The sequence below is a fragment of the Sphingobium sp. ZW T5_29 genome (assembly GCF_044987515.1).
In the GTDB taxonomy this organism is placed as follows: domain Bacteria; phylum Pseudomonadota; class Alphaproteobacteria; order Sphingomonadales; family Sphingomonadaceae; genus Sphingobium.
In genome coordinates this window covers 95,567-108,100 of sequence record NZ_JBJDRM010000009.1, presented here as the reverse complement: position 1 = coordinate 108,100, position 12,534 = coordinate 95,567, and the positions used below count along the sequence as shown (strand labels likewise).

Here is a 12,534-nt window from a genome sequence, read left to right as displayed (position 1 = left end):
CGCGGGTGCGGCTGGCCAGTGATTTGGTCATGCGTCCATATGATGAGACAGCAGCGCGAATGAGTTGACTTGCGGTAGCGTTCAAGCTGCACCGCGATGGGAAAAGGAGAGACGTTCCATGACAGGCAAACATGTTCTGATGGCGGCGGCGATGGCTGCTTTGCCCGTTTTCGCTTTGTCCGCGCAGACTTTCACGCGCGGAGAGCCGGTTCCGGCGACGATGCCGCTAGGTGACAAGCCCGGCAATCCGATCGTGGATATGCCGCCCGGACAAAAGCTGATTTCGCCCTTTGGCGAGCGTCCGGCCTTTTCGCCAAAGGGCGACAGATTGGCCTTCATCGGCAAATCCTATGGCGATGCGTTCGAATATGACATGGCGACCGGGCGGGTGCACAACCTGACCGACCATGCGCCCAGCGAAGGATATTTGCGGGTAAGCTATTTGGCCGACGGCAGCTATACACTGCTGGGGCCGCGCATATTGGGCAAGACGCGGGAAGAAACGCGCATGGGCCGGATCGAATTATTCTGGATGGACGCTCAGGCTTCCCGCGCGCCGGTGCCACTGGGCATCACCGTGTTTGAAGGCGTCGCCGTCAGCCCACGCAGCAACATGATCGCGTGGAGCCAGTTTACGCCGCCGTCACAAGGGCAGAAGCCTGCGACCACAATCTATACCGCGCGCGTGGCGGTGAACGGCGCATCGGCCAAGCTGGAGGATGTGCGCAAGATCGTCACGACCACCGAATGTTTTGTGGAAGCGCAGGACTTCCTGCCCGGCGACAAGGGACTGACCATGCCCTGTTATAATTTTGGCACCGGGCCGAGCGGCGTGGTGACAAAGATTTTGTCGGTGGATTTCGCGACGAAGAAGATTACCGAATATCCAACGCCCCCCGACCTATATGCCGAAGTCGAAGCGATTTTGCCGGACGGTAAGCGCACGATGGTCGAATGCGCGCAGGATCGCGCCAAGGGCATGGACCTGTGCGTGCTGGACCTGGACCCCAAAAAGCCGCGCTACACGCGCATGACCGACATCGTGCAATATGGCGGCTGGAAATATGGCAATCCGGTTGTTCATCCCAATGGCCGGATAATGGCGGCGCAGGTCGGGTCCGCGAACGTCATTGACGCAGGCGTCGGTCAGGGCATCGTGCTGATGGACCTGGCGACCGATTTCTAGAGCGATTTTCACGCGATTTGAATGATGGCTGGTTAGAGCATTTTCTAAGCAGATGGCGTCATCTGCTGACTCGGAAAATGCGGAAAATCAAAGGCAAATAGAGCATGTCCGATTCAGTATGATCGGATCATGTTCTAGGAAATCGCGGAAAACAAGGATTTGGGGCGGCGATCTGATTCTACCAGATCACCGCCCTCAACCTGCATCAGGCGATCATCAGTTGTACCGCTTCGAACATATCGACCGGCGGCAGGTCGAACCATAGATGGTCGCTGTCGCCGCTGCGCCGCTTGCCGCGCACGGACTTGCCCGCCACCAGCATCTGCGCATTGCTGCCGACCGCGCCGCGCACGCCCAGTTTCAGGCCATGGGCGACAATGGGATCGGTATAGTGCGTATCGCGCTGGCCCGAATAGTTGATGACATGCACCAGCAGCTTGCCTGTGTCCGCCTGCTTCATCACCATCAGTTCCAGCGGGCCATCGCCCTCTAATATTAGTGGCGGCGGCGGCGCGTAGCGGGCGATCAGGCTTTCGAACAGCACGCGATGTGCGTCCAGCCCGTCGCGATAATAGAGCCAGTCGGGCAGCCATGGGATGTGCACATGATGCCCCTTGCCATGGGCCATCACGAGCGCGCCTGCGTCGTCGCGCGCGGGTTGGCCCGGTATCGCATAGGAAAATTCGGGCGGACCGAAACGCTGGTCCGGTGCGAAGGGAAGAAGGCTGGTCGCGCCAGTGCGCGGCGTTACCGGAAAGAAGTCGGCATCCACAGGCATCCGCCCCGGTCCCATGTCGATGGCGGCCTTGCTCATGTCGAGCGACCAGCCATGGCCATTGACCGGTTTGCCGAAGCTGTCCACCGGACTGGATTTCATGGCGGGGGTCGGTCGTGGCCTGCCCCCTTGCCCGGTTGCGCCAGTATAGCCGGTCGCAATGACGAGGCCGCCCGCTTCCACAAAAGCATCGAGCGCAACTGCTTCCTCGTCGCCCAAGGTCATGACATGGGGCAGGATGATGACATCATAGGACCGGTCACGCGTCGCTTCGCGAATGTGCTGGCCGTTGGTCATCCAGAAGGGAAGGCGGGCGTCGACCAGCGCCTTGTACACGCCGCGTCCGGCATTTCCGCTGTAGCGACCCAAGCCGGGTTTTGGCCCCTGGAACACAGAGCCGCTATTATAGATGGCAATCCGCGCGCCCGGTACGAGCCCCGTATAATGCCGTTCATTGGCGGCGTGCCAATGGAACAGGCGCGACAGCGGCGGCAGGTAGCGCGGATCGTTCTGGTCCGCGATCGTGCCCATGAGGTAGAGATCCAGCTTTGCCCCTGTGCCCAGCGCCTGCGCAAAGCGGACCATATGGTTGGCGCTGTTTTCGGTCACTTGCCGCCACGGATAGTCGATATGCGCCGCGGAAGTAGCGGAAAAGGCATTGCCCGGAGCGAGCGCCATCAGTGCGCGGGTCTGTTCCCCCATCGCATAAGGCCATTCCGGGGGCTTGCGCGACACTCTGCGTTGAACTTCGCCACGGGCGACGATCCCGCCAAAAAAATCCATCAACGGCGCATTGGGACGTGTGGCCTGGAGCACGGCGCGCGCCTTTTGCGAAAGCTCCGTCGAAACCTGTGCCTGGAAACGCTGATATGCGCCCCAGTTGGGGTCGGTGCCGTCGTCGGTTTTCGGCAGGTCGAGCTTGTAAAGATCGCGGAATTGCCGTCGGCAGTTGTCGCAAACGCAAATGCCGTGATCGACATCGGAATAGTCGGTCCGCACAAAGTTGACCATGTTGAAAAACAGCCCGTCGACGTCATGCCGTTCGACGCCTTCTTTCAGGATCTGGAGACTATAATCCTGCGCCCATCCACCATTGGGACATGCCTGATAGGTGCCTGCATATTCGCGCGGCGTGCCGTCGCGATTGCGCATGAACCATTCCGGGTGCGCGTCATAGGCGGGCTTCAACGCCTTCGACAGGTCGAAACGGCCAATATAGGCAAGGCCCTGGGCATGGGCAGCGGCCACCATCTCCCCCGAAAAGTCGCCCTTCAGATAGGGATTGCGATAGTGCAGCGACAACTGGCTGGGATAGAAGGCGACGATGCCCCCGATATTGGAAACGATGACGTTCGCGCCGAAGTCCCGCGTCGCCCGCGCGATTTCCTGAGGGTCCTGCAGCACGTCGATTTCGCGCAAATTGGTTTGCAGCACGCGATATTCATGTTTCCACCATTCGCGCCGGTTGAAGCTGCTGTTCGCGGTCGCCGACCAGGCAGGAACGGGGATCGCGCTGAGCATGGCGGTTGCGGGCAATGCGCGAACCATGTCGCGACGCGTGATTGGGCCAGTAGCTTTCAATCCCATCCTGCTGCTTCCCCTGATTGTATCGAGTGGGGGTCAGTCTGCGCCGCCCAGTCGACGCAGGCAATGAATGCGCCGGACCGTTCCGCGATATGGAACGGGAAATCGTTCGATGTCGCGGCTGTTCCGCATCGCGGAATGCGCACTATCGCGCGGTTGATCGTCTGTTTAGTCCATCTGCAATCTTGCCGACGACAGCATGAAGGATGGGCATGAATATCCCGGAACGATTTTTTCTGGCGAGCGGGCAGTTCGGAATGTTGGCATCGTCCCGTCGGCGTGATGCGCAGCCAGTTTGCGATAACTGAAGGGGCGGGGGTGGCCATGACCTGGGCACAAAATTACGATCCATTCGGCAATGGCTTGTTATCGGCCCTTGTCGCGGCGACCCCTGTCGTCGTGCTGTTGGGGGCAATCGGCCTGTTCCATGTCCGCGCCCATATCGCCGCGTTGATGGGTCTGGGTGCGGGGCTGGCCGTTGCGGTGCTGGCGTTCGGCATGCCGGCCGGTCTGGCGGTGCGGGCGGCGGGATTTGGCGCGGCCTATGGGTTGTTGCCCATCGGCTGGATCGTGCTCAACATCATCTTCCTTTACCAGCTGACCGAAACGACCGGGCAGTTCCATGTGTTGCGGGGCGCGATCACGTCGATCACCGCCGACAGCCGGTTGCAACTGCTGTTGATCGCATTCTGCTTCGGCGCTTTTTTCGAAGGAGCGGCAGGGTTCGGCACGCCGGTTGCGGTAACCGGCGCGATGCTGATCGGCCTGGGCTTTACCCGGTTGCAGGCGTCGGGTCTTTCGCTGATCGCCAACACCGCGCCCGTCGCCTTTGGCGCGTTGGGTACGCCGCTGGTCACCCTGGCAGGGGTGACGGGCCTGCCGTTGTTGGAACTGTCGGCGATGGTGGGGCGGCAGATGACGCCATTCGCGATCATCGTGCCCATATGGTTGCTGGTCGCCTATTGTGGCTGGCGGCGCACGATGGAGGTTTTGCCCGCCGTGCTGGTCGCCGGGGTCAGCTTTGCGACGGTGCAGCTTCTTATTTCCAACCTGCATGGGCCGTGGCTCACTTCGATCGGCGCGGCGCTTGCGTCCATCGCCGCGCTCATCGCATTTTTGAGGGTCTGGCAACCTGCGCGGACCATGCACGTCAACGAGGCGCGGCTGGCGCCCGGCGACGAGCGTGACATGGCGGCTGCGGAGGATAGCGCGCATGCGGTCGCACTGCATGATCCAGCCGCCGTCCGTCGCGCCTGGATGCCCTGGATCATCCTGACCGGCTGCGTCTTTCTGTGGGGGCTGCCGTTCATGAAGCAGGGGCTGGATGCCCTGTTCGCGTTGCGCCTGCCCTTTGCGGGGCTGGACGGCGTCATCCAGCGCCTGCCGCCGGTAGTCGCTGAGCCGGAATTTGAAAAGGCGGTCTACAACCTAAATATCCTGTCGGCGACGGGCACTGCCATATTGGTCGCGGCGATCGCGTCCGCGCTGCTGCTGCGCGTGCCCGCACGCACGGTGGGGAGGGTTTATCTGCGCACCTGGAAACTGGTGTTCCCGTCCCTGCTGACGATCGCGGCGATGCTGGCGCTTGGCTATCTCACCCGGTTTGGCGGGATTGACGCGTCGATGGGTCTGGCCTTTGCGGCGACGGGATTCTTCTATCCCTTCTTTGGCACCATGCTGGGCTGGCTGGGCGTGGCGGTCACCGGGTCGGACACGGCGTCCAACGTCCTGTTCGGCGGACTGCAGAAGATCACGGCAGAGCAGCTGGGCCTGTCGCCGGTGTTGATGGCGGGCGCGAACAGCGCGGGCGGCGTCATGGGCAAGATGATCGATGCGCAGAGCATCGTCGTCGCATCCACCGCGACCCAATGGTTCGGGCAGGAAGGCCGCATCCTGCGCCATGTCTTTGTCCACAGCCTGGTGCTGGGCAGTTTGATCGGCCTTTTCGTGATGCTTCAAGCCTATGTCTATCCGTTCACCCTTCTTGTCCCCTGACGAGGCCAGCAGCGTGCGTGATCCAAATGCCGCCGCGCGCACCTTGCTGGAAAGCGTCTATCTGGAGGCGATCGAGGCCGTGCGCGGCGAACGGCTGGTCGAAGCGCTGGGGCGACCGGATGGGGACTGCTGGCGCATTCGGCATCATGGCGCGGTGGTCGACTGGCCCTTGCCGGTCGGCGGGCGCATCGTCGTCGTCGGCGCGGGGAAGGCCGTCGGTTCGCTGGCCAAGGGGTTGGAAGCGCTGTTGGGTGATCGGATCACCGACGGGTGCATCATCGTCAAGCATGGCCATCACGAACCGCTGACCCGCATCCGCCAGCTGGAAGCCGGGCATCCCATCCCCGATGCGCAGGGCGTGGAGGCGACGTGGGAAATGCTGCGCACGGTCGAGGGATTGACCGATCGCGACAATGTGATCGTGCTGCTGACCGGTGGCGCTTCGGCGTTGATGGTTGCGCCTGTCGACGGCGTTACGCTGGAGGAAAAGGCCGCCGTCACCGACGTGCTGCTGCGGTCGGGCGCGTCCATTGAGGAAATCAACTCCGTCCGCAAGCGGCTGTCGCGGGTCAAGGGGGGAAGGTTGCTGGAGCGGATCGGCCCTGCGTCGGTCTTGACCCTGATGATATCCGACATACCCAGCGGCGACATCGGCATGATCGGGTCAGGGCCGACCATCGCGGCGGGCGAGGGGCAAGTGGACGCGATGGCGATCCTTGCCCGCTACGGCCTGGATGGGCAGGTCCCTCCATCGATCAGTTGCGCGCTTGCCGGGAAACAGGATTGTGCCCGTCCGGCGCGGGGGCGGAGCGAGGCGCTGTTGCTGGCGGACAGTGGCACGTTGGTGGCCGCCGTGCACGGCATCGCCGCGCGGCAGGGGCTGGCCGTGCGCGATGTGGATACTGCCATGGCGGGCAATACCCATGACGCGGCGGCGACCATGGCTGACGCCTTGCTTGCCGTGCCGCAGCAGGAGCGCCCGGTGCTGCTGGTGGCGGCGGGTGAAACCACGCTTCGGGTGAAGGGCGACGGCCTGGGCGGACGTAATCAGGAATATGCGCTGGTGGCCGCAATGGCTCTGGCGGGATCAAGGGGTGTAGCGCTGCTTTCCGCAGGCACGGATGGGACCGATGGACCGACCGACGCCGCAGGCGCCTTTGCCGACTGCGCGCTCATCCAGCGCGCATTGGCGGCAGGAATCGATCCCACGGATTCGCTGAAGCGCAATGACAGCCATGGGCTGTTGGAGGCTACGGGCGATCTGTTTCACACGGGGCCAACCGGCACCAATGTCATGGACCTGGTCCTGGGCATCGCGTTCTGACCGGCTCAATCAGAAGAAAGCGGAAGATATATGGTAAAGCTGGCGGCCAATCTGTCGATGATGTTCCAGGAACTGCCCTTTATCGACCGCTTCGATGCGGCGGCAAGGGCCGGTTTTGCGGGCGTCGAGTTCATGTTTCCCTATGACCATGACGCGCAGCAGGTGGCGGCGTGTGCGCGACAATGCGGGCTGGAGGTGGCGCTGTTCAACCTGCCAGCGGGTGATTGGGCAGGCGGAGAACGCGGCATCGCAGCCCTGCCTGACCGGATCGAGGAATTCCGCGAAGGCGTTGCGAAGGGACTGGATTATGCCCGCATATTGGGCTGCCCCCGCCTTCACCTGATGGCCGGCAAGGCTTTGGCGAGCGCGGAAAACCGTTCCGTGCTGGTGGCGAATATCCGTCACGCCGCCGACCTGGCCGCCGACGCGGGGGTGGAGATATTGATCGAGCCGATCAACACGCGCGTCGATATTCCGGGCTATTTCTACGGCACCACCGCGCAGGCCCTGTGGGTCATCGACGAAGCTGACCGCGCCAATGTCCGGCTGCAATATGACATTTATCATATGCAGATCATGGAAGGGGACCTTGCCCGCACGATCGATCGGCTGTTGCCCCGGATCGGCCACATCCAGTTGGCCGACAATCCGGGCCGCGCCGAACCGGGCAGCGGGGAAATCAACTATCCTTGGCTGCTCAACCACATCGACGCGATTGGTTATGATGGCTGGATCGGATGCGAATATCGACCGGCCAGCGACACGGAAGCGGGCCTGATCTGGGCGCGCGACTATCTGAAATCCGGGAGGGCGTGACATGAAGATCGGTTTTATCGGCCTGGGCATCATGGGGCGGCCCATGGCCGGACATTTGCAGGCCGCCGGGCATGCGATCTACAGTTGCGCCAATCGCGCGCCCATGCCCGATGAATTGCGGGAAGGCGGCGCGGTTGCCTGCGCGACGCCCGCACAAGTCGCGGCGAATGTGGAATGCGTGATCCTGATGCTGCCCGATACGCCGGACGTCGAACGCGTGTTGTTCGGCGCGGACGGCGTTTCCCAGGGGTTGAAGCCAGGCACGACGGTCATCGACATGAGCTCCATCGACCCGATCGCCACGCGGGATTTTGCAGGGCGGATCGAAGCGTTGGGCGGGGAATATGTCGATGCACCGGTTTCAGGGGGTGAGGTTGGGGCGCGCAATGCAGCGTTGACCATCATGTGCGGCGGCAAGGCGGACATATTTGAAAAGGTTCGCCCCCTGCTGGAACGGATGGGCAAGAATATCACGCTGGTCGGCGATGTCGGCGCGGGGCAGGTGACGAAGGTCGCCAATCAGATCATCGTCGCGCTTAACATCGAAGCTGTGTCCGAAGCGCTGGTGTTCGCGTCGAAGGCCGGGGCTGATCCCGCCCGCGTGCGAGAGGCCCTGATGGGCGGCTTTGCTGCATCGCGCGTGCTGGAAGTGCATGGCCAGCGCATGATCGACCGCAGCTTCGATCCCGGTTTCCGCATCCGGTTGCACCAAAAGGACCTGAGCCTGGCGCTGGCGGGAGCCCGTTCGCTTGGGATCGCTTTGCCTGCAACCGCGAACGCGCAGCAGCTCTTCAGCGCTTGTGTCGCGCATGGCGATGCCGACAAGGATCACTCCGCGATGGTGACGGCGCTGGAACGGGCTGCTAACCATGACGTGGGCACGGCATGATTATGCGGTGCGAATGTTTCGCCGGGCAACCGGCTTTCGTTAGGAGAATTTCATGAACAGCAATCGACTGACTGGCCGCCGCATCATCGTATTCGGTAGCGCCACGGGTATCGGTGCGGCCACGGTCAAGCGTCTGGCTCAGGAAGGCGCGCGGGTCTGCGCCGCCGACATCAATGTCGATGGCGCGACGCAGGTCGCTGCGGAAGCGGGTGGCGAAACCTTTGCCGTCCATGTCGATATTTCCGATGAGGCTTCGGTGCAAAAGGCCGTCGAGGCTGCGGTCGAGCGTTTTGGCGGGCTGGACGGGGCGCATATCAATGCCGCCGACCTGCGCGTCATCATGGAAGATAGCGATGCGCTTAACGTTGACCTCGCCGTGTTCGATCGCACCGTGGCCGTTAACCTGCGCGGTCATTTGCTGTGCACCCGCGCTGTGTTGCCCCACCTTACCAAGAATGATGCGTCGGCCATCGTCTATACCAGTTCCGGTTCGGCCCATGGCGCCGAGCCGACGCGGCCTTCCTATGCCATGACCAAGGCGGGCGTGAATGCGTTGATGCGCCATGTTGCTTCGCGCTGGGGCAGGGAAGGCGTTACCGCCAACGTCCTGGCTCCTGGCTTTACCGTTACCGGTGAAATGAAAAAGCAGATGGAAGCCAACGCCGTCGAAGCCAAGCGTTGGGCGGATCATTTCATGGCCGGAACGCCGCACACGCGGTTGGGCGAGTCGGAAGATCATGCTGCGGTCGTCGCGCTGCTGCTGTCCGACGATGGTCGCTGGATCAACGGGTCGATCGTGGACGTCAACGGCGGTTCGTTGATGCGCGGATGATGCGCTGGCCGCGACGCATCTCCATAGGAGGGCGTCGCGGCCCGCTTTCAATATAGGGCGATGACCCGCGCGGGCATGCCCGTCGCCTGATCGAGCGGCGCAACGCCAGCGAACAGGATGCCGCCGGACGCAGGCGCGCGATCCAGATTGGTCAGCCCCTCCAGACCCCATCGTCCGCTGCGCAGCCACGCCAGATGCACTGGAAAGTCCGGCATGGATTCCCCGGCGTCCAGGGACATGGTGTCGACAGCGATGCCCTTCGCGTCGCGTTTCATCAGCATGTCCATCGCCGCAGCATCGAAGCCGGGGCTTTTGCGCCGTTCGGCCGGTGACATGCGGCCATAGCGCGCCATCATGGCGAGCGGGTCCCAACCGGACAGCATCGCAACACAGGCGCCCGCGGGAATGCGGCCATGGCGACGTTCCCACGCGATGATGTCGTCCGGCATGACGCGGGCGTCGCGGTCTTTGCCAGCCTTTTGCCGGATGTCGATGATGACGAGGGGGACGATCAACTGGCTGATCGGCATGTCACCGACCGACGCGCCATCGGGCGCGAAGTGGCGCGGTGCGTCGAGATGGGTTCCGGTATGTTCGACGATCGCGACGCGGTTGAGCGCCATCCCGACCTTTGAACCGGACCCCTGCACTGCTTCCATTGACAGGCGACCCGGCGTGAAGGCGAAGGCTTGCGTCAGTTTATGGGTGAGGTCCAGCACATGCAGTTGCCGCCCGTGCAGGGACAGGCTGGCCGTGTCGGGCGTGATGGCAGCGGCGTTCGCGCGTGATCCGCTGCCCAGAGCGAGGGTCCCCAAAGCGGTCAGGGCCAGAATGTCGCGGCGATCCATCATGATGTGCGTTCCCGGTGATTCAGATCAGGTCGACGGCGACGACTTCGTGAAAATCGACATAGGGCACTTCTACCTCAACCCATCCGTCGCTGCTTTGCATTGGGGCGGTCACATCTGCGGTCAGGAGCCGCGCCCGCGCAGCACGCCGGTCCTGCGGAATTTGCAGGCGAACGCGATAGGGTCCGGTCCTGATCGCTTCACGATAGCTTCCCCGCATCGCCATCGGGTTGTTGAGGTTGACCAGATGGGCGGTCACGGATTTTTCCTGCCGCCAGCAGGCGATGTCCAGCAGCCCCGGCCCGTCGATCTGCAGTGGGTGGGATTCGTCATGCGCCCATTCGAGCATCGCCTGCATCAGGCGTAGATGGTCGCCGTGGCTCAGTTCGGCGAAGGTGCGGTCAAGGTCCATGGGCAGATAGACGACGCGGCCCTGCCCGACCTGACGGCAGATCGCCATGGGTATGTCGGTGTCCCTTTTATCCGTGAAGACCCGCTCCATCGGCAGGTCGGGATAGGTTGGGACCAGCGTCAGCGCCACATCCGCTGGATTGCGGGCGGTGACGGGCTGGCGATGGAGCGGCCCGATCGTGCGGCTGACCTTGCCAAGCTGTGCCATGGCGGGATGGGTGTGGCGCAAGGTGAGATAGGCGTTTTTGAGCGGCCCTTCCGGCTTCCCTGCCACTGAACAGCCGAACAGGTCCGCCAGCCCGAAGTCCGGCCTCTGCCGCCCTTCGCCGTCGAACAATGACGTCTGATAGGTCGCGACGACCCGTCCGCCGCGCGCTACGAAGGCGCGTATCTGGTCGCATTGCGCGTCGGACAGGACGGCTGCATTGGCCAGGATGATGGTGCGGAAACGGGACAGGCTGGCCTGGTCAAGGAAGCCTTCGTCAACAAGGTCGAACGGTATCCGTGATTCCAGCGCCGCCTGATAAAATCCCGCCCCGTGCCTTTCCAGTTCCTCGCGCTTGGTCCAGCCGCCCAGATAGGCGGTCGTCGTTGGCGCGTGAACCAGCGCGATGCGGGCCAGATTTTGCGTGTTGCGCAGATAATCTTCGTTCGCATGATGCCAGCCATAGATTTGTCGCACGACGTCCATCCAGCGCAGGTCGAGCGGCTTGGCATTGAACTTGGTGATCCAGGGACGTGCGCCCTGGGCAATCGCCCCTGCGGCCCAGATTTGGATTTCGGCGGGGTCCTGCACCGAATCCTTCCACCTGTAGGCCTCTTCAACGCCAACGGAGATGATATGGCCGACCGGCTTGTCCTGCATGAAGGCGCGCAGTTCGCGCGTGTAGCGGCCCGCGCCCCAGACTTCGGGACCTGTCGCCCAGGTGGAATGGATGGCGGATCGCGCCTGCCGGTCGCAGAATGCCAGCGGAAGCCGTTTGGAAAGGGCTGGCCCATCCAGATCCACCAGGCCCCGACGGTCGCCGCCGGGAATGAAGAAGGCTTGGGGCCGATATTTGCGCGCTGCTTCGTTCCACAGGTCGATGAGTGCGAAGGACCGCTGTTCAATCCAGTCGGCGTAAAGCCGCCCCTCCGGCTTTGATGGGTCCGGGTCGGCGGGGATTTCCTGTCCGGTCGCGGCGCGGTAGAGGGTTTTGCAGCTCTGGCAATAGCAGGTGCCGCTGCCGTTCCAGCGATTGCCGAAGAAGCCATCTATCGGATAGCGCCGGGCGATTTCCTCGATAACCTTTGGCATCAGTTCGAAATTATAGGGACCATAGGCGCAGGTCAGCGTCAGGTCCGGCGCGCTGCCGTGGCGTTTGATCTTGCCGTCCTGCCCGGTCAGCGCCCATTCGGGATGAGCGGCGGCGGCAGCGGCGTTCATGGCGTGCGGGTCGATCCGCGCGAGCACGCGCATCCCCAGTTTCTTGCACGCAGCGACCATGTCGCCGAACGGGTCGACATCCTTTCCGACGCCCTGGGCCATGCCGTGATAGGGGATCGCCGTTGGATAGAAAGCGATGCCGCCGCCCGCGCTGAGGCAGACGCCATCGGCATGGATCTGCCGGAAATAGTCGATCCAGAAAGCGGGGTCGTAGCGGCCCGGATCATCTTCGGTAAAGGCAAGCTGGAACCAGCGCATCGGTTCGCCTGCCCAATCCGGCGCGCTGTTACGCCCCAGGCTGCGCGCGAACGCCGGGTTAAAACCCGTGACGATCGCTCCAGCCCCCAGGCCCAGCGCTGTCCGGCGATTAAGCGGCAAGATGCCCGGCATGAACCTCTCCTTTGACCTAAGAGGACTCTAGCCCAGCTCGACCGATCTACAATCGATC

9 protein-coding genes are annotated in these 12,534 nt (G+C 62.9%); 6 read left to right on the top strand and 3 right to left on the bottom strand.

The genetic code is table 11. From position 1 onward, the window contains the following. Positions 1-118 precede the first annotated feature (118 nt). Positions 119-1,186: a hypothetical protein gene (locus ACI3KQ_RS09555; protein ID WP_404957023.1), complete on the top strand. Its 1,068-nt coding sequence runs from the start codon at positions 119-121 to the stop codon at positions 1,184-1,186. 205 nt (positions 1,187-1,391) lie between these two features. On the opposite strand, the gene ACI3KQ_RS09550 is transcribed toward ACI3KQ_RS09555, so the two are convergent. Next, the gene (locus tag ACI3KQ_RS09550) at positions 1,392-3,509 is read right to left on the bottom strand and encodes an alpha-amylase family protein (RefSeq protein ID WP_404957021.1); all 2,118 of its coding nucleotides are present in this window, start codon (positions 3,507-3,509) and stop codon (positions 1,392-1,394) included. Between the two features lie 360 nt (positions 3,510-3,869). Here ACI3KQ_RS09550 and ACI3KQ_RS09545 point away from each other — a divergent pair, with 360 nt between their 5' ends. The 5 genes from ACI3KQ_RS09545 to ACI3KQ_RS09525 are packed head-to-tail and all read left to right on the top strand — an operon-like array spanning position 3,870 to position 9,401. Continuing rightward, a complete protein-coding gene (locus ACI3KQ_RS09545) occupies positions 3,870-5,540 on the top strand; it encodes an L-lactate permease (RefSeq protein WP_404957020.1) in 1,671 nt (556 codons plus the stop codon). Positions 5,541-5,553: 13 nt separating this feature from the next. Next, positions 5,554-6,864: a glycerate kinase gene (locus ACI3KQ_RS09540; protein ID WP_404957018.1), complete on the top strand. Its 1,311-nt coding sequence runs from the start codon at positions 5,554-5,556 to the stop codon at positions 6,862-6,864. 30 nt (positions 6,865-6,894) lie between these two features. Further along, complete coding sequence (otnI, locus tag ACI3KQ_RS09535) at positions 6,895-7,680, top strand: 2-oxo-tetronate isomerase (RefSeq protein WP_404957016.1); 786 nt, start codon at positions 6,895-6,897, stop codon at positions 7,678-7,680. A 1-nt stretch (position 7,681) separates the two neighbouring features. Continuing rightward, the gene (locus ACI3KQ_RS09530) at positions 7,682-8,569 is read left to right on the top strand and encodes a 2-hydroxy-3-oxopropionate reductase (protein WP_404957014.1); all 888 of its coding nucleotides are present in this window, start codon (positions 7,682-7,684) and stop codon (positions 8,567-8,569) included. A 52-nt stretch (positions 8,570-8,621) separates the two neighbouring features. Continuing rightward, entirely contained in the window at positions 8,622-9,401 is a 780-nt protein-coding gene (locus ACI3KQ_RS09525; RefSeq protein ID WP_404957012.1) for an SDR family NAD(P)-dependent oxidoreductase, read from the top strand. A gap of 47 nt (positions 9,402-9,448) precedes the next feature. Here ACI3KQ_RS09525 and ACI3KQ_RS09520 read toward each other — a convergent pair whose 3' ends face one another. Together ACI3KQ_RS09520 and ACI3KQ_RS09515 are read right to left on the bottom strand one after the other, a co-directional pair. Further along, the gene (locus tag ACI3KQ_RS09520; protein WP_404957010.1) at positions 9,449-10,252 is read right to left on the bottom strand and encodes a cyclase family protein; all 804 of its coding nucleotides are present in this window, start codon (positions 10,250-10,252) and stop codon (positions 9,449-9,451) included. Positions 10,253-10,271: 19 nt separating this feature from the next. Further along, on the bottom strand, positions 10,272-12,476 hold the full coding sequence (locus ACI3KQ_RS09515; RefSeq protein ID WP_404957008.1) for a beta-galactosidase trimerization domain-containing protein: 2,205 nt from the start codon (positions 12,474-12,476) through the stop codon (positions 10,272-10,274). Between the last annotated feature and the right edge of the window lie 58 nt (positions 12,477-12,534).